The organism is Actinoallomurus sp. CA-150999, from assembly GCF_050942425.1.
Taxonomy (GTDB): Bacteria; Actinomycetota; Actinomycetes; order Streptosporangiales; family Streptosporangiaceae; genus Actinoallomurus.
In genome coordinates, this window is the sequence record NZ_CP192063.1 from 5,679,648 (window position 1) to 5,696,698 (window position 17,051).

General features: G+C 70.7%; 14 protein-coding genes. 12 read left to right on the forward strand and 2 right to left on the reverse strand.

Translation table 11 applies throughout. The annotated features are described in order from the left end of the window. Positions 1-57: 57 nt before the first annotated feature. Positions 58-1,209 (reverse strand): exo-beta-N-acetylmuramidase NamZ family protein, encoded by a 1,152-nt coding sequence (locus ACQP2O_RS26175; RefSeq protein WP_433190407.1) that lies wholly within the window; start codon positions 1,207-1,209, stop codon positions 58-60. Between the two features lie 180 nt (positions 1,210-1,389). On the opposite strand from ACQP2O_RS26175, the gene nagZ reads away from it, so the two are divergent. Genes nagZ through ACQP2O_RS26235 form a run of 12 tightly spaced genes read left to right on the forward strand, consistent with a single transcriptional unit; the run spans position 1,390 to position 13,850 of the window. Further along, a complete protein-coding gene (nagZ, locus tag ACQP2O_RS26180) occupies positions 1,390-2,841 on the forward strand; it encodes a beta-N-acetylhexosaminidase (protein ID WP_433190409.1) in 1,452 nt (483 codons plus the stop codon). A 7-nt stretch (positions 2,842-2,848) separates the two neighbouring features. Next, entirely contained in the window at positions 2,849-3,805 is a 957-nt protein-coding gene (locus ACQP2O_RS26185; protein WP_433190411.1) for a GNAT family N-acetyltransferase, read from the forward strand. Next, a complete protein-coding gene (locus ACQP2O_RS26190; RefSeq protein ID WP_433190413.1) occupies positions 3,802-4,503 on the forward strand; it encodes a PIG-L deacetylase family protein in 702 nt (233 codons plus the stop codon). Before ACQP2O_RS26185 ends, ACQP2O_RS26190 begins: the two co-directional genes overlap by 4 nt. Positions 4,504-4,510: 7 nt before the next feature. Then, positions 4,511-6,154 carry an ABC transporter substrate-binding protein gene (locus tag ACQP2O_RS26195; RefSeq protein ID WP_433190415.1) on the forward strand — a complete coding sequence of 548 codons (1,644 nt, stop codon included), beginning with the start codon at positions 4,511-4,513 and terminating at the stop codon, positions 6,152-6,154. Then, positions 6,151-7,128, forward strand: coding sequence for an ABC transporter permease (locus ACQP2O_RS26200; RefSeq protein WP_433190416.1), 978 nt, complete (start codon positions 6,151-6,153; stop codon positions 7,126-7,128). The genes ACQP2O_RS26195 and ACQP2O_RS26200 overlap by 4 nt, the downstream gene beginning before the upstream one ends. Further along, positions 7,128-8,009 (forward strand): ABC transporter permease, encoded by an 882-nt coding sequence (locus ACQP2O_RS26205; protein ID WP_433190418.1) that lies wholly within the window; start codon positions 7,128-7,130, stop codon positions 8,007-8,009. Before ACQP2O_RS26200 ends, ACQP2O_RS26205 begins: the two co-directional genes overlap by 1 nt. Then, entirely contained in the window at positions 8,006-9,037 is a 1,032-nt protein-coding gene (locus ACQP2O_RS26210; protein WP_433190420.1) for an ABC transporter ATP-binding protein, read from the forward strand. Before ACQP2O_RS26205 ends, ACQP2O_RS26210 begins: the two co-directional genes overlap by 4 nt. Positions 9,038-9,079: 42 nt before the next feature. After that, positions 9,080-10,072, forward strand: a complete 993-nt coding sequence (locus tag ACQP2O_RS26215) for an ABC transporter ATP-binding protein (protein WP_433190422.1) — start codon at positions 9,080-9,082, stop codon at positions 10,070-10,072. A gap of 48 nt (positions 10,073-10,120) precedes the next feature. Continuing rightward, the gene (locus ACQP2O_RS26220; protein ID WP_433190424.1) at positions 10,121-11,284 is read left to right on the forward strand and encodes a DUF5005 domain-containing protein; all 1,164 of its coding nucleotides are present in this window, start codon (positions 10,121-10,123) and stop codon (positions 11,282-11,284) included. Beyond that, complete coding sequence (locus tag ACQP2O_RS26225) at positions 11,284-12,279, forward strand: DUF4432 family protein (protein ID WP_433190425.1); 996 nt, start codon at positions 11,284-11,286, stop codon at positions 12,277-12,279. The genes ACQP2O_RS26220 and ACQP2O_RS26225 overlap by 1 nt, the downstream gene beginning before the upstream one ends. Beyond that, entirely contained in the window at positions 12,276-13,043 is a 768-nt protein-coding gene (locus ACQP2O_RS26230; RefSeq protein ID WP_433190427.1) for an SDR family NAD(P)-dependent oxidoreductase, read from the forward strand. Before ACQP2O_RS26225 ends, ACQP2O_RS26230 begins: the two co-directional genes overlap by 4 nt. Beyond that, positions 13,044-13,850 carry an SMP-30/gluconolactonase/LRE family protein gene (locus ACQP2O_RS26235; protein WP_433190429.1) on the forward strand — a complete coding sequence of 269 codons (807 nt, stop codon included), beginning with the start codon at positions 13,044-13,046 and terminating at the stop codon, positions 13,848-13,850. It begins immediately after the preceding gene. Positions 13,851-13,947: 97 nt separating this feature from the next. Here the strand turns inward: ACQP2O_RS26235 and ACQP2O_RS26240 are convergent, their stop codons facing one another. Further along, on the reverse strand, positions 13,948-17,028 hold the full coding sequence (locus ACQP2O_RS26240) for a glycoside hydrolase family 38 C-terminal domain-containing protein (RefSeq protein ID WP_433190430.1): 3,081 nt from the start codon (positions 17,026-17,028) through the stop codon (positions 13,948-13,950). Positions 17,029-17,051 lie beyond the last annotated feature (23 nt).

The window sequence follows — 17,051 nt, forward strand, 5'->3', positions numbered from 1 at the left end:
AAAGTCGCCTGGAGTGTCCCTCCGCCGCCGGCCTTCGTCAATGCGTCAATTTCCGGCCTACCGACCCGGCTCATACAGGAGATGGCGCTCGCGGAGGGCTCGGAACGCGTTCAGGGGGTCCTCCCACGATGCGGTGATGTCGGCGGCGTCCCCGCCGGCGTCGATCGATTCGCGCAGCGCCGCCGAGCCGGCCAGTTTGTCGCAGAACGGTGTCCGCCACGCGAAGTCGTCCGGCCAGCGGCAGCGGACGGTGGCGAGGATCGCGACGGCGGCGTGGACGGGGTCGAACCGCCGGGTATCGGTGACGTGCAGCTGAAGACCGTGCACCGGTGTCCCGGCGTGCTTGGAGAACGCCGGAACGAAGCTGGTCGGCCGCACCGCCACCCCCGGCAGGTCCAGCGCGGCGATCGAGCGGGCGAGGCGTGCGTCCAGCCAGGGCGCGCCGAGCACCTCGAACGGCGTCGTCGTTCCCCTGCCCTCGGACAGGTTGGTGCCCTCGACCAGGCCGATACCGGGGTAGCACGCGGCGGTGACGGCGGTGGGGATGTTCGGCGACGGAGGAACCCACACGAGCCCGGTGTCGCCGAACCGCATCTCCCGTCGCCACCCGCGCATCGGCACGACATCGACCTGCACGTCCCCGATCAGATCGGCGAAGAGGCGCGCCAGTTCGCCGATGGTCATGCCGTGCCGCAGCGGGATGGGCGCACGTCCGACGAACGACGCGAATTCCGCGGCGAGCATCGGGCCGGCCACGATGTCGCCGCCCACGGGGTTGGGCCGGTCGAGGACCAGGACCGGCACTCCGGCCAGGCCCGCCGCCACGAGCATGTCGTACATGCTCCACACATAAGTGTAGAACCGGGCGCCGACATCTTGCAGGTCGATGAGCAGCAGTTCCACGCCGGCGGCGCGCACCCGGTCGGCGATCTCCGCCGGCTCTCGCCGATAGGTGTCGACGACCGGAATCCCGGTGTCCGCGTCGACCGTCGAGGATTCGGATTCGGCGGCCTGCGCGGTGCTGCGGAACCCGTGCTCGGGTCCGAAGACCGACACGACCTGGAAGCCCGCCGCCAGCAGTGCGTCGAGGTCGTGACGCAGGTCGGGCGTGACCGACGCGGCCGACGCCAGCAGCCCGATCGCGGCGCCTTTGACCTGCGAGGAGACCGCGTCATCAAGCAATTGGTCGATCCCCGGCGAAACGCGCATTTGCTCTCCCAGGACGTCGCGAGTCGGTGATTCCAGGACCGCTAGGCGCGGTCGTTTCCTGACAAATCCGGCTTTCGGGACACGCAATGCGGACGATCTGGTCTCTAGTGCGATCGCGTTCTTGATCGTAAGCTATCAACGTCACCGCTTGGCCGATCGAAGGAAATTTACAGAGGAGCCATGACGGACCTTGACCGTTGCCTGCTCGTGCGCATGCGAGGGCATGCCATCACCGACGAACTCGCCGCATGGTCGCGTGACGGCCTTGGCGGGGTCATCCTCTACCGCGACAACATCCGGGACCAGGAACAGCTCCGAACACTGATCGCCGATCTGCGGGCCGCCTCGCCGGATCTGCTGGTGGCGGTCGACGACGAGGGCGGCGACATCACCCGCCTCGAGGCCGCGACCGGATCGTCCTATCCCGGTCACCGGGCCCTCGGAGCGATCGACGACCCGGCGCTGACCCGGGACGTGGCCGCGGCGATCGGCGGCGAACTGGCCGCACTCGGCGTGAACCTGGACCTGGCGCCCGTCGCCGACGTCAACACCAATCCAATGAACCCGATCATCGGCGTCCGGTCCTTCGGCGCGGACCCCGCCGTCGTGGCGGCGCACTCGGCCGCGTTCGTCGGCGGTCTCCAGTCGCGCGGTGTCGCGGCGTGCGCCAAGCACTTTCCCGGGCACGGCGACACCGATCGAGACTCCCACCTCACCCTGCCGACCGTCTCGCGTGACGAGGCCGACCTGCGCCGGATCGACCTCCCGCCGTTCGCGGCGGCCATCCGAGCGGGGGTGCGTTCGGTCATGAGCGCCCACGTCCTCGTCCCGGCCCTCGACACCGAACCCGCCACCGTGAGCGAACGCATCCTGACCGGACTGCTGCGCGCGGAGATGGGCTTCGAGGGCGTCGTGATCACCGACGCGCTGAACATGAACGCCATCCAGGACACGATGGGGATCGAGGCCGGAGCCGTACACGCCATGAGCGCCGGCGCCGACCTGCTGTGCCTCGACACCGACTGGGAAACGCAGCAGGCCGTACGGCACGCGCTGGCCCGCGAGGCACGGTCCCGGCCGGCCTTCAGGGCCCGGCTCACGCAGGCCGCCGAGCGCGTGAACGCCCTGGCCGCGTGGGTGGACCCGGAGACGGAAGCCGAGGCCGACCCGGCGCTCGGCCTCCGAGCGGCACGGCGCGCGCTGCTGGTGTCCACCGGTGACGCGGCTCCGCTGCCACTCACCGGACCGCCCTACGTCGTGCAACTCCGCGTCACCCCCGACCGCGCGGGCATCGGCGGCCGCGCGGCCAGTCTGCTCGCGACACTCCGGGAGTTCGACCCGCGGGTCGACGGGGTGACGCTGACCGCCGAACCCGACCCCGACGCCGTACTGCCCGCCGCGGCCGGACGGCCACTCGTCGTCGCCGTGCGTGACGCGCACCGCCATGACTGGCAGCGCCGGACGATCGAGGGGCTGTGCGCGCGGCGGCCGGACGCCGTCGTCGTGGCGACCGGCCTTCCCTCCGACCGGGACCTGGCGCCCGGACGGTTCCTCTGCACGTACGGCGGAGGCCGGGCGCAGGTACGGGCCGCGGCCGAAGCGCTGCTGGGTGCTCCGGAAGACGGCAGGTGAGGCGTTGATGACCGAGATCACCATCCGAGGGTTCGCCCCGCACGACGCGCCGGACCTCGTCGACGCCTGGAACCGCTGCCTCCCGCACGACCCGATCACGGCCGGCTGGTTCCGCGACAGTGTCCTCCTCGACCCGAACTTCGACCCCGAAGGCCTGCGCGTCGCCGTCGCCGACGGCCAGGTCGCCGGATGCGCCTACGCGGTGAGGCGGCTCACGCCGCTCGCGGGCACCGATCTCGAACCCGAGACCGGCTGGATCCCGTTCTTCTTCGTCGATCCCCGACATCGGCGGCGGGGCGTCGGCCGGCGGCTGCTCGACGAGGCGCTGGGCTTCCTGCGCGCCGCCGGCCGCAGCCGGGTCGACTTCGCCTCCTACACGCCGAACTACTTTCTGCCCGGCGCCGACGCCGAGACGTACCCGGCCGGGTACGCGACGCTGCGGGCGCTGGGCTTCACCGACCTCTACTCACCGGTGGCCATGGACCGGAGCCTCGTCGGCCATGTCACTCCGGGCGACGTCCGTGCTCTCCAGGCCGCGCGTACGGCCGAAGGGTACGACTTCCGCCCACCGGATGACGGCGAGTTGCCGGAGCTCATCCGTTTCGCCGGTGAGGTGTTCAACCCGGACTGGGGGGAGGCCGTACGGAACGCCGTTCTGGGCGGGATCCCGCGCGACCGGATCCTGCTCGCCCGCACCGCCGACCGGCTCGCCGGGTTCGCGATGTACGGCGCGTACCGCGGCATCCCGGAGCGGTTCGGCCCGTTCGGCGTCGACCCGGCCGAGCGCGGCACCGGGCTCGGCAAGATCCTGCTGCACGCGGTGATGACCCGGATGCGCGCGGAAGGGCTGCACTCCTCCTGGTTCCTGTGGACGGGTGAGGCGAGCCCGGCCGGTCACCTCTACGCCAAGGCCGGCTACACGATCACGCGGAGGTTCCACGTCATGAGATGTCAGCTCGGATGACCCATGTCCTCGCCATCGGTGCCCACGCCGGAGACATGGATCTGACCACGGGAGGCGTGCTCGTCCAGCACATCCAGGCCGGCCACCGGGCGACGCTTCTCCATCTGACGCTCGGGGAGCGCGGTCACCCGACGGTGCCACCCGGCGAGTACGCCCGGCAGAAACGGGAGGAGGCCGAGCTCTTCGCGGAGCGGATCGGCGCCGGGGTCCGCGTCCTCGACTACGAGGACGGGTTGCTCCCCGAGGACGAGGACGTGAAGCTGCGGGTCGCCGACCTGATCCGCGAGCTGCGACCGGACGTGCTCCTGACGCACTGGAGCGCGAGCATCCACAAGGACCACGCTCGCACCCACCGGATCGTCGAGGACGCGCGGTTCTACGCCGGGCTGCGCACCCTCACCCGGGAGCGGCCCGCGCACTGGGCGCCCGAGCTGTACTACGCCGACAACTGGGAGGACGCGGAGGATTACCGGCCCGACGTCTTCATGGGCCTGACCGAGGAAGCCTACGAGACATGGTCCCAGGCGATGAGCGGCTACGCGTTCGCCCGAGGCGAGACGTACGGGTTCCCGTACGTCGACTACTACCGCGCGCTCGCGGTCGTCCGAGGGGCGCCCGCCGGCTTCCGCCACGCGCAGGCGTTCGCGGCACCGAAGGGGGCTCTCGATCGTCGTGCACGCTTCTTCGGAAAGGACTGACCTCCAGATGAGACGTCGCATGTCCGTCGCCGCCGCACTCGCCGTCGCGCTGTCCGCCTCCGCCTGCTCGGGCGGTTCGGGCGAGACGGCCGGCGCGACTCCACCCCTCGTCGTCCACGCGATCGACCAGGGTTCCTGGCAGGCCGACTTCAACCCGTTCGCGCTGGAGAACGTCAACATCGGGACCATCGGCCTGATCTACGAGCCGCTCGAGTTCTTCAACCGGCTGCGGGCCGACGACGTCACCCCGTGGCTGGCTCTCAAGCACCAGTGGTCCGACGGCGGCAAGACCCTGACCTTCACGCTCCGGCAGGGCGTGAAGTTCTCCGACGGGCAGCCGCTCACGCCCGACGATGTGGCCTTCACCTTCGACACGCTCCGGCAGCATCCCGAACTCAACAAGGGCGCCATCGACCTGACCGGCAGCAAGGTGACCGGCCCCGACACGGTCCAGTTGAGCTTCGGCACGCCGTCGTACGCCAAGATCTGGAACATCGCCGGCAGCGTCGGCATCGTCCAGAAGCGCCTGTTCGAGAGCCAGAATCCGACGACCTTCACCAACCCCAAGCCGGTGGGTACCGGGCCGTACGTCCTGAAGTCCTTCTCCTCTCAGGTGTACGAGCTGGCGAAGAACCCCGCGTACTGGCAGCCCGGCAAGCCGGTGGTGCCGACCGTGCGGTTCCCGGCCAACACCGCGAACGCCGTGCAGACCGGGTTGCAACAGGGGACCATCGACTGGGCGGGCGCGTTCGTGCCCGACATCCAGAAGATCTACGTGCAAGGCGACCCGGCGCACAACAAGTACTACTTCCCGCCCGGCGGGCTCATCTCGCTGTACCTCAACCTGACCGAGCCGGCGTTCGCCAAGCCGGAGGTGCGGCAGGCGATCAGCCTGGCCGTCGATCGGGACAACCTCGTCAAGGTGGCCGAGCACGGCTACACGCGCGTGGCCCACCCGACCGGCGTGCCGATGCCGGGCGGCGACGCCTACCTGCCGCCCGAGTACAAGGACACGAAGTTCTCCGTCGACACCGCGAAGGCCGCCCAACTGCTCCAGCAGGCGGGCTTCAGGAAGTCCGGCGACACCATGGTCGACGACAAGGGCGACAAGCTGTCCTTCACCCTGCTCGTCCCCTCGCCCTTCACCGACTTCGTCAACGCCGCGCAGCTCATCCGCGCCGACCTCGCCAAGATCGGCGTGAAGGTCGAGGCCCGGGGCGTGTCCGTCCAGGAGTGGGTCTCCAGCGTGGGCAAGGGCACGTACGACATGACGATCCGGGGCGGTGAGGCCGGCCCGACCCCGTACACCCTCCTGCGGCTCAACCTGGCGAGCCAGGTCACCAAACCGGTCGGCCAGATGGCCGCGAGCAACTACGAGCGCTGGAAGGACGCCACGACCGACAGGCTGCTCGCCGAGTACGCCGCCACCGATGGCAGGACCGCGCAGCAGAAGGCGATCCAGGGACTCGGCCGGATCATGGTGGAGAAGCAGCCGTTCCTGCCGCTGTTCTACAGCGCCGCCTGGGCGCAGTACCGCACGAACAAGTACGTCGGCTGGCCGACCGAACAGGACCCGTACGCGGTGCCCGCGCCGTACCAGCAACCCGACCTCGGGGTGGTCCTGCTCCACCTGCGGCCGGCGAAGGGATGAGGTATCTCCTCCGGCGGCTCGGGTTCTACCTGCTCACGGCCTGGGCCGCCGTCACCCTCAACTTCCTCATCCCGCGGATGATGCCGGGCGACCCCGTCTCGCTGCTCGCGGACCGCATGAAGGGCAACGTGGACCCGGCGGCGCTCACCGCGATGAAGCGGGCGTTCGGGTTCAGCGACGCCGGGCTCGGGCGGCAGTACCTCGACTACCTGGGGAACCTGCTCCACGGTGAGCTGGGACGGTCGATCACGTTCTTCCCGGAGAAGGTCTCCACCGTCATCGGCAGCGGCCTGCCCTGGACGATCGGGCTGGTCGGGATCGCCACGTTGCTCAGCTACGCGGTGGGCACGCTGATCGGCGCGCTCGCCGCGTGGCGGCGCGGGTCCTGGCTCGACGGCCTCGTTCCGGTGACGACGTCCCTGCACGCGGTGCCGTACTTCTGGGCGGCGCTGGCCCTGCTGTTCGTCTTCGGGGTGACGCTGCGCTGGTTCCCGGTGAGCGGCGCGTACGCGCTGTCGCTCCAGCCCGGGTGGAGCGGCCCGTTCGTGTCGACCGTGATCTATCACGCCACGCTGCCCGCCATCACGATCGTCGTGGCGTCGGTCGCCGACCGGATCCTCGGGATGCGGAACGTGATGGTGACCACGCTCGGCGAGGACTACGTCGTCATGGCGGAGGCGAAGGGGCTCACCAGCCGGCGGGTGATGTGGGCGTACGCGGCCCGCAACGCGATCCTGCCGAACATCACGAGCTTCGCCCTCTCGCTCGGCTTCGTGGTCGGCGGATCGGTGCTCACCGAGATCGTCTTCTCCTATCCGGGGATCGGATCGACCCTGCTCAAGGCGGTCGAGAACGAGGACTTCCCGCTGATGCAGGGCATCTTCCTGGTCATCTCCCTCGCCGTGCTGGCCGCGAACTTCCTGGCCGACCTGGCCTACGTGCTCCTCGACCCGCGTACCCGGCAGGAGGCATGATGCGCTCACCGAAGATCGTCTTCGGGCTGGGGATCCTGGCCTTCTTCGTGCTCCTGGCCCTGGCCGGGCCGCTGCTGGTCGGCGGTGACCCGACCGCGACCAGCGGCGACACACTTCAGGGGCCGTCGGCCCACCATTGGCTCGGAACCACCCAGACCGGGCAGGACGTCCTCACCCAACTGGTGTTCGGCGCGCGCGTCTCCCTCACGGTCGGCGGCCTGTCGGCCGTCATCGCCACCGTGCTGTCGATCGTCGTCGGCCTGGTCGGCGGCTACTTCGGCGGCGTGGTCGATGAGGTCCTGTCGGTGCTGACCAACATCTTCCTCGTCCTGCCGGCCCTGCCGCTGGTGATCGTGCTGGCCGGATACCTGCCGAAGCGCGGTGTCGCGTCGGTCGCGGTCGTCATCGCCCTGACGGGCTGGGCGTGGGGAGCCCGGATCCTGCGGGCGCAGACACTCTCCCTCCGCCGCCGCGACTTCGTCGAGGCGGCACGGGCCGCGGGGGAGCGGCCGTTGCGGATCATCTTCTGCGAGATCCTCCCGGTCGAACTCCCCGTGATCGCGACCAGCTTTCTGGCGACCGTGGTCGCCGCGATCCTCACCGAGACGGGCCTGTCGTTCCTCGGCCTGGCCGACCTGTCCAGCGTGAGCTGGGGAAGCATGCTCTACTACGCCCAGAACGGCCAGGCGCTCCTGCTGGGCGCGTGGTGGTGGTTCATACCGCCCGGCCTGTGCATCGCCCTCATCGGCACCGGTCTCGGGCTGGTCAACTTCGGCATCGACGAGATCGCCAATCCGCGGCTGCGCTCCGCGAAACTGCCGCGGCGCACACGCCGCGGCCGCGCCGCCGTGCTCGAGACGGCCGGGGAGGCGCACTCGTGAACGTCCTGGAGGTACGCGGCCTGAGCGTGGAGTACGCGGCCCCGGGCGGTGCCGTGCACGCGGTCAGCGATGTGTCGCTCGACCTGCGGCGGGGCGAGATTCTGGGGATCGCCGGTGAGAGCGGCAGCGGAAAGTCGACGCTCGCGCACGCGATGAGCCGGCTGCTGCGGCCTCCGGCCCGTGTCACCGCGGGTGCGGTCCGCTACTGCCCGCCGGACGACGCCGAGCCGGTGGACCTGCTGACGCTCGACCGGGCGGCGCTGCGCCGGTTCCGCTGGAAGGAACTGGCCGTCGTCTTCCAGAGCGCCATGAACTCCCTCAACCCGGTCAGCACCATCGGCGCGCAGATCGACGACGTGCTCCGCACCCACCGCACGGACATGAGCAAGGCCGACCGCCGGGAACGGGCGGTGGAACTGCTCGGGCGGGTGGGGATCGACCCCGAGCGCCGGCGAAGCTACCCGCACGAACTCTCCGGCGGGATGCGCCAACGCGCGGTGATCGCCATCGCGCTCGCCCTGAATCCCCAGATCATCGTGATGGACGAGCCGACGACCGCCCTCGACGTCGTGGTCCAGCGCGACATCCTGCACCAGATCAAGGAACTGAAGGACGAGTACGGCTTCGCGGTCGTCTTCATCACCCACGATCTGTCCCTCCTGCTGGAGATCGCCGATCACATCGCGATCATGTACGCCGGCCGGGTCGTCGAGACGGCGCCGGCCCGGTCCGTGCACGAGGCGCCGCGTCATCCGTACACCCTCGGCCTGGTGCGCTCGTTCCCCAAGCTGCACGGCCCGCGGGAGGAACTGCTCGGCATCCCCGGCACACCGCCGGACCTGCGCTCCCTGCCGCCCGGCTGTGCCTTCCATCCGCGGTGCCGGTTCGCCGTCGACGCGTGCCGGTCACACCGGCCCGGCCTGCTGACCACCGACGACGGCGTACAGGTGGCCTGCGCGCTCCACGACGCGAGCGTGTACGCGGGCGACCTGCCCGCGGAGCTGTCCCCACGGGAGGAGACGCGTTGACGGTGAGCGACAGGCCGGTGCCCATGAGGAGGAGGTGCCCTGGTGACCGGAGAGGTCGTGCTCGAAGGCCGTGAGCTGATGAAGCACTTCACGGCGGCCCGGTCCCGGCGACGAGGCGTGGTGGGCCGGCGTCCGCCGGTCCGCGCGGTGGAGGACGTGTCGCTGGCCTTGCGCGCCGGGTCCGTGACGGCGCTCGTCGGTGAGAGCGGAAGCGGCAAGAGCACGGTGGCCCGGCTGCTCGCCCAGGTGTACCCGCCGACCTCCGGCGAGGTCGTGCTGCGCGGCAGCCCGGTACGGGCGTCCGGCGGCTCCCGGTCCCGCGCGTTCCGCCGAGACGTTCAGCTCGTCTTCCAGGACCCGTTCGCGTCGCTGAACCCGTTCCACCGGGTCCGGTACCACCTCGCCCGGCCGCTGCGGATCCACGGGCACGCGCGATCATCCGCCGAGGCCGCCGAGCAGGCGGAGGCACTGCTCGAGAGAGTCAGCCTCACCCCGGTCGGCCAGTTCATGAACAAGCTCCCGCACGAGCTCTCCGGCGGCCAGCGGCAACGGGTCGCGATCGCGCGTGCCCTGGCCGCACGCCCCTCCGTGTTGATCGCCGACGAACCGGTCTCGATGCTCGATGTGTCGATTCGCCTGGGCGTGCTACGGCTGCTCGAGCAACTGGTCCGTGCGGATGACCTCGCGCTGCTCTACATCACCCACGACATCGCGACGGCGCGATACTTCGCGGACGAGATCATGGTCATGTACGCCGGGCGGCTCGTCGAGCGGGGCTCCGGCGAGGAGGTGACCCAGTCACCCGCGCATCCCTACACACGACTGCTCGTGGACTCGTCACCCGATCCCGGCCGCCCGAGCGCGGAGGACTCCCGGCCCGGGAGCCATGGGGAACCACCGAATCCGACCGCCCCGCCGGACGGCTGCCGGTTCCATCCACGGTGCCCGATCGCTCTGCCGATCTGCGCGGAGCGGGTACCGCACCGCACCGATCTCGGCGACGAGCGCTGGGTGCACTGCTGGAACCACGACTGATCTAATGACTAGAACTCTGGCGACGGATCCGTACCCCAGGAGACTCGGTTGAGATCACTGACGCCCGGAATCCCCCTGATCGCCGCGGGCCTGCTGACGGCCGGCCTGCTCGCCCCGGCCGCCCCCGCTGCAGCCGCCTCCGCGGAGGTCTGCGCCGGCGTCCCCGCTCCGAAACTGCGTGCCGTACGGCCGGACAGCCGGCTGAACGGCATGTTCACGAGCTATGGCAACGGCAATCGCCGACTGGATGACTGGACCGGCGCCGACGGCACGTATTCGGTGCGGCTCTCGGACGGCCGGGACCTCTGGATCTACTCCGACACCTTCCTCGGCAGGGTGAACAAGGACGGCACCCGGCCGCCGACCGTCGATGACGGCGGCACGACCCCGTTCGTCAACAACAGCTTCATCGTCCAGAAGGGCCGCCGGCTCACGACGGAGCACGGCGGCACCGCGAAGAATCCGACGGCCCTCCTGCCCCCGCCGGACAAGAACCACTGGTACTGGGCGGGGGACGGCACGACCGCGGGCGACAAGGTCGAGGTGACCTATCAGGAGTACGAGCGGTTCGGCCCGGGGGCATGGGACTGGCGCTGGAGCCGTAACGTCGTCGCCCGGTTCGCGCAGAAACGACTGTCGAAGCCGCTCAGCGTCACTCCACTGCCGTCGGGCCGGCAGATCGCCTGGGCGTCCGCGCTACGGCGCGTCGGGGGATTCACCTATATCTACGGCGTGGAGGACCACGACGCCACCAAGTACATGCACATCGCGAGGGTGCGGGGCGAGAGCCTGCTCGGCGCCTGGGAGTACTACGCGGGGAACGGCACGTGGTCGGCGTCCGAGCAGGACTCCGCGCGGGTGATGGACGGCGTCGCCAACGAATACAGCGTGAGCCGTCACGGCAGGGTCTACGTGCTGATCACCCACGACACCACGCAACGGCTCGGCGCCGAGATCGTCGCGTACTACTCGTGCACTCCGTACGGCCCGTTCGTCGACAAGACGCACGTCTACACGACCCCCGAGACCGGAGCGGACGGCTCATACCACAACGCGAACGTGTTCACGTACAACGCGCACGCTCATCCGGAGGTCGCGGGGCCCGGTGGTGACCTGGTGGTCTCCTACAACGTGAACAGCTTCGAGCCGAAGGACCTCTACGCCGACGCCGGTATCTACCGGGCCCGCTTCCTGGACCTGTCGTTCAGCTGATGTACCGGCGCAACTGGGGTTGCCGAGTCCACGAGATCACCCTCGCGGGGCTGCGCGCCATCGTGCTGGAGAACGAACTGCTGCGGGTGACCGTCCTGGCCGACAAGGGCGGGGACGTCGTGGAGTTCTGTCACAAGCCCCGCGACCTGGACTTCGCCTGGCTCGCGCCGGCGGGCCTACGCGATCCGCGTGACGTGGCCGGCGGCGCGGCCGATGACGCGGCGCTCTTCCACGACCAGTACGAAGGCGGATGGCAGGAGGTCTTCCCGAACGGCGGTGCCCCGAGCACGTATCGCGGCGCCGCTCTCGCCCAGCACGGCGAGGTCGCGGGCCTCCGCTGGGACGCGGTCATCGTCGAGGACGACCCGGGTGCGGTCGCCGTACGGCTCACGGTGCGCACCCGGCGTCTTCCGTTCCGGCTGGCGAAGACGTTCCGGCTGACCTCCGGCGAACCCACGCTGACGATCGAGGAGGAACTGCACAACGAGTCCGGCGTGGACCTGGACGCGATGTGGGGCCATCACATCGTGTTCGGCGCGCCGTTCCTGCGGCCCGGGGCGAGGATCCGGATGCCCGAGGGCGTCCACGTGATGCCCCACGAGACCGCGATCAATCCGCCGGAGCGGCGCGTCGGCGAGGCCGGCCCCTGGCCGGTGCCCGACGGCGTCACCGACCTCAGCGTCGTGCCCGAGCCGGGCGCGCCGAGCGACATCGTCTACCTGACCGGCTTCACCGACGGATGGTACGAGGTCGCGGACGCCCTGCGGGTGGAGTGGGACGCGAGCGTCCTGCCGTACGTGTGGATGTGGCAGGAGCTGGGCGCCTGGCGCGACTATCCCTGGTGGGGCCGCGCGTACGTGGTCGGGCTCGAACCCTTCTCGAGTCTCCCGACGAACGGGCTGGCCGAGGCGGTCGAGAACGGCTCGGCCCTGCGCGTGCCGGCCGGGGCCCGCCGCAGCCTGTGGCTGCGGGCGACCGTGTTGGAGGAGCAATGACGGAACTGGACGGCAAGGTCGCCCTGGTGACCGGCGGATCGCTCGGAATCGGCCGGGCCGTGGTCGAACGGCTGGCCGCCGACGGTGCGGCCGTCGTGTACTGCGGCCGGGAATCCGGCCCGGCCGGCGACCGCGTGCACGGCGTCGTCGCCGACGTCACCGACGCCGGGCGGATGCGCGACCTCGTCGCGGAGACGGTGACCCGGTTCGGCGGCCTCGACATCGTCGCCAACTGCGCGGGAATCCAGCGCTACGGCACGGTCGAGGACACGACGGAGGAGCTGTGGGACGAAGTCCTCTCCGTCAACCTGAAAGGGATCTTCCTGGTCTGCAAGGCGGCAGTACCCGAGCTGCGCAGGCGTGGCGGCGGGTCGATCGTCAACGTGTCGTCGGTGCAGGCGTTCGCCTCCCAGACGCGCGTCGCCGCCTACACGGCGAGCAAGGCCGCGATCAACGGCCTGACCCGGGCCATGGCGCTCGACCACGCACCGGACGGCATCCGGGTCAACGTCGTCTGCCCGGGCTCGGTGGACACGCCGATGCTGCGCTGGGCGGCGGACAGGTTCCGGGGCGAGCGCAGCCAGGACGAGCAGGTCGCCGAGTGGGGCCGGGCGCACCCGCTCGGCCGGGTCGCTCGGCCCGAGGAGGTCGCCGAGGTCGTCGCCTTCCTGGCCGGTCCACGCTCGTCGTTCGTCACCGGAGCCGAGCACACGGTCGACGGCGGCCTGCTCGCCCGCAACCCCGCCGCACTCCCGGAGGACTGAATGCGCGTCTTCTACGACGGTCTCTTCACCACGCCCCGCCTGGACCACCCCGAGGGCGTCGCGGTGCACTCGGACGGCAGCGTCTGGTGCGGCGGCGAGGCCGGCCAGCTGATCCGCATCGACCCGGACGGCGGGTCCGCCGAGCAGATCGCCTCCACCGGCGGGTTCATCCTCGGCATCGCCTTCGACCCGGCGGAGACGGCGCTGTACGCGTGCGACATCGCGCACCGCGCCGTGTTCCGCCTCGACCTGGCCTCAGGCGAGCTGTCGTCCTTCGCCGACGGCGCGGACGGGCACCGGTTCCGCAATCCCAACTTCCCCGCGTTCGACCCGGACGGCCGGCTCTACGTGTCCGACAGCTACCCGGCCGACGAACCCGGACCTCCGGTCTTCCGCTTCGAACCCGATGGCTCAGGTTCGGTGTGGTTCGCCGAACCGTTGAGCTTCGCCAACGGCCTGGCCCTCGTGCCGGGCGAGGCGCTGTACGTCGCCGAGTCGTTCCTGCCAGGCGTGAGCCGGATCGAGATCCGCCCCGACGGTACCGCCGGAACCCGGACCATCGCCGCCACCCTGCCGGGCACGGTGCCGGACGGGCTGGCGTTCGGCCCGGACGGGCTGCTCTACGTGGCCTGCTACGAGCCGAGCAAGGTGCTGCGCCTTCATCCGGACGGCCGCGTCGAGACCGTCGCCCACGACCCGACCGCCCACACGCTCTGTCACCCCACCAACATCGCCTTCCGCGGAAGCACGGCCTTCACCGCCAACCTGGGCCGCTGGCACATCACCGCCCTCGACCTGGGGGAGTAGAGCCCGACTACCAGGCACCACGCTCACCCGATCGGGGACAGTCCGGCCTCCGGGTCGTCCCCGCGGTCGCTGGGCACGAGCGGGTACCAGGAGATTCTCACTCGGCTCCCTCGAGTTCGATGAAGACGGCGGCGACTCCGCGAGCGGGCAGCGTGACTCGTACGGCACCGTCGCGGACACCGAGTTCGCGCAGGTCCTGCTCGAGCCCGGCGCTCTGGTGCGCCCGCCTCAACCCGGGTACGCGCAGCCCGGCCTCGACCGGGTCGGCCGCCATCGACTGGAGCCGTACGACGAGACCATCGCCGCGGCGGCCTCGGCCCACGGACGTGATGAGGACGTCCGGCGCGTCGACCGTCACGAGTTCGCCCACCGCGGGCGCCATGGCGGAGCCGGTGGCGAGCACCGCGATCAGCGGGTCGGTGAGGCCGGCCGCGGCGCTGCTCCCCAGCCGGGTCGCGGGCACGCCGGCGGCCGAGGCGATGGCGTACCGGAAGGTCGTCTCGCCCTGCTGCTGGGAGGGGAAGTTGGTGTCCCAGATGTTGTTCAGCGCCCAGGAGTAGATCGTTCCCGGCTCCCGGTCGAGTGTCGGGGGGAACGGCGCGTACGGCATGTGGATCGTGCCGAGCTGGACGAGTGGGGCCTCCAGCGTCGCCCACGCCACGGACAGATCCCGGTCCTCGAAGGCGATCCAGTGCCGGATCGGCAGCATGTGTCGCGCGGAGCCCGGGACCTGGGCGATGTCGGTGCCGCCGACGCCGCCCGTGAGCTCCCAGGCGGCCGGCGGTCCGGACACCGCGAACGGAAACGCGAAGAAGACGGCCTCCTTGCCGGAGACCCCCTGCTTGGCGAGCTGCATCCGGAGGTCGAGGCGGGGCACGCCCGCGTACAGCTCGAGCGTCGTGCGGATCCAGTCGACGCCCTTGCCGTTCGCCTCGACGACCAGACGCTCGCCCACCGCCGTGCGCTCGGCCTTCGTGATCACGGCGCCCGTGGCGATCGCCCGGTCGCCGAGCAGTGTCCTGTCGGACGCGGGCACGTGCCCGGACAGGTGATTGAAGTGTGGAGCCGTGGCGTACCGGTCGTAGATGTACTGGCCGAAGCCGGCGACGGCCTCGGTGTCGACCAGTTCCCGGCCGGTGACCTTGTCGAAGATCGACCGGAGATGTCCCTCCCGGATGTCGTACTCCACCCGGTAGAACTCGTTCTCGATGACACCGGCGTTGCCCAGGTCGACCGCTGCCGGCGCCGCCTCCTCGGCGCGGACCACGTCGAGCCGTACCTGACCGATCCCCGGTACGGCCGAGACGACGGCCTCGAGGTGGCGGCCGATCGGACGGCTCGGCCAGTCATCGGGCTCGACGATGGTCTCGTGGTGCGGCACACGCCTCCCCGTCCGCGCGTCGACCAGCGCGACCGGCTCGTCCAGGGCCACCACGTCACGCGGCAGGAAGGCCGTCACGACGTCGGTGCGCCGCACCGTGCCCGTGTTGACGACCAGGAATGAGGCGAGCGCGCCCGCCACACCGGCGGCGCTCGCGCCGAGCCGCCGGATCCCGGCGTGCAGCAGGTCGGCCGCGTCGTCGTAGGTTCCGTACCCCACCGCCGACTTACGGGTCCACTGCAGGCCGCCGGAGTCGCCCGCCTCTTCGGCGTCCTCCCACGGATTCGCCGCACCCCAGGTGTGCTCGTTGAACATCGCGGCCTTGTCGTAGCAGACGTCGACCGCCTCGGTGACGTCGCGATCGTCCTCGCCGTCACGCGTGTAGGCCATGGCGTGCACCGTCTCGGCGGCGCGCAGCAGGTTCTCCGCACGCCGTACGTACCCGAGCGGGCGGGCCCCGGAGCCGAGCCCGTCGGCCCACCAGTCGGTCCAGTCGCCCTCGTGCACCGGGAGACGATCGGCGTAGTGCTCCTCGATGTGGGTGAAGAAATCGGTGTTGGTGGCCATCCGCAGGCGCGGATACGCCCACTCCCCGTTCCAGCGTCGCGCGATCAGCGCCGGCATGATGCTCGGCCCGGCGTTGTCGGCGTGCGCGCCCTGCACCCGAAGGTGCACGGCGTCCAGCTCGTACGGGTCCTTGGGCACGTCCGGGCCGAGCCAGCCGAAGGTCCCGGGCCCGTACGGGTACGGGCGGTGTGCCAGCGAGTCGAGGTAGCGCGGAAGCAGGTCGAGGGCGAGGTCGTACCCGTCGACCAGGCCGACGGTGTTGCCCTCCATGTAGGCCATGCCGTGTGGCGTGTCGGTGAACCACACGAGCAGTTCCCGGCCGCTCGGCGCACGCCAGCGGAACGGCCGGGACAGCCGGTCGCCGCCGACGAGGTACGGCACCGAGCGGCCGGCCCAGTTGTGCGCGGCGGCCAGGTACCGTACGCCGGCCGCGGTCAGTGCGTCGACCACGCCGACGACGGCACCGGGCACGTCCGTGTGCATGGCCGAGCGGGTCTCGATGCCGTAGCGGTCGCGCAGGTCGGCGACGTGGCGGAGCAGGCGGTACAGCTCGTCGGTGGAGCACGCCTCGGTGTGCAACTGGAACGGGAACGCGGTGACCTCGATCGACCCCTCGCGGACCCGTCCGACGAACTCCCGCAACTCCGACACCGACTCGGCGGGCCGCTCCGCCAGCCACCGGAGCGCCGGCAGTGACGACTCGACCGTCCAGCGGAACCGCGCGTCGTCCGGCCAGCCGTCCGTTCGGGCGGCGAGCCGGAGAGCGGCGTCCACGTAGTCCAGGTGGTTGCGCAGCACCGTCGCCTGCGGATCGGTATAGCCGATGTCGAGGTGGGAGTGGTGGACGACGAACACGTTCCACTTGCGCTGTGGAGTGACGGTGACGGGCGCGGCGCCGACGACGCCGGAGCCGTCGCGGACCTCCAGCGTGAGGCGGCGCGGCTCCGCGACCTCGGGAACGAGAAGAAGGCCGTCGGTCCCCGACGCGACCTTGGTGTCTCCGTCCTTGAGGACGAACCCCAGGTCGCGGGGGACCTCACCGGTGACCGTGACGCGCACCGCCTGGAGCAGGCGGCCGGCCTCGTCCCGGCGGAACAGCGGCGGCACCTCGGCGCGCACGCCGAGGCCCCGCACGGAGAGCACCTCGGTCGAGGTGTCGTTCCGGAGCGCGTCCCGGATCCCGTCATAGTCGGGTGATCCCAGGCTGGCCTGGAGCAACCGGCTGGTCATCCGCTTCCTTCCTGGTTCATCGG

What these genes read in the sequence shown, in the direction of transcription:
- ACQP2O_RS26175 (WP_433190407.1), bottom strand. Translation starts at nt 1,209, where the DNA reads ATGCGCGTTTCGCCGGGGATCGACCAATTGCTTGATGACGCGGTCTCC.
- nagZ (WP_433190409.1), top strand. Translation starts at nt 1,390, where the DNA reads ATGACGGACCTTGACCGTTGCCTGCTCGTGCGCATGCGAGGGCATGCC.
- ACQP2O_RS26185 (WP_433190411.1), top strand. Translation starts at nt 2,849, where the DNA reads ATGACCGAGATCACCATCCGAGGGTTCGCCCCGCACGACGCGCCGGAC.
- ACQP2O_RS26190 (WP_433190413.1), top strand. Translation starts at nt 3,802, where the DNA reads ATGACCCATGTCCTCGCCATCGGTGCCCACGCCGGAGACATGGATCTG.
- ACQP2O_RS26195 (WP_433190415.1), top strand. Translation starts at nt 4,511, where the DNA reads ATGAGACGTCGCATGTCCGTCGCCGCCGCACTCGCCGTCGCGCTGTCC.
- ACQP2O_RS26200 (WP_433190416.1), top strand. Translation starts at nt 6,151, where the DNA reads ATGAGGTATCTCCTCCGGCGGCTCGGGTTCTACCTGCTCACGGCCTGG.
- ACQP2O_RS26205 (WP_433190418.1), top strand. Translation starts at nt 7,128, where the DNA reads ATGCGCTCACCGAAGATCGTCTTCGGGCTGGGGATCCTGGCCTTCTTC.
- ACQP2O_RS26225 (WP_433190425.1), top strand. Translation starts at nt 11,284, where the DNA reads ATGTACCGGCGCAACTGGGGTTGCCGAGTCCACGAGATCACCCTCGCG.
- ACQP2O_RS26230 (WP_433190427.1), top strand. Translation starts at nt 12,276, where the DNA reads ATGACGGAACTGGACGGCAAGGTCGCCCTGGTGACCGGCGGATCGCTC.
- ACQP2O_RS26235 (WP_433190429.1), top strand. Translation starts at nt 13,044, where the DNA reads ATGCGCGTCTTCTACGACGGTCTCTTCACCACGCCCCGCCTGGACCAC.
- ACQP2O_RS26240 (WP_433190430.1), bottom strand. Translation starts at nt 17,028, where the DNA reads ATGACCAGCCGGTTGCTCCAGGCCAGCCTGGGATCACCCGACTATGAC.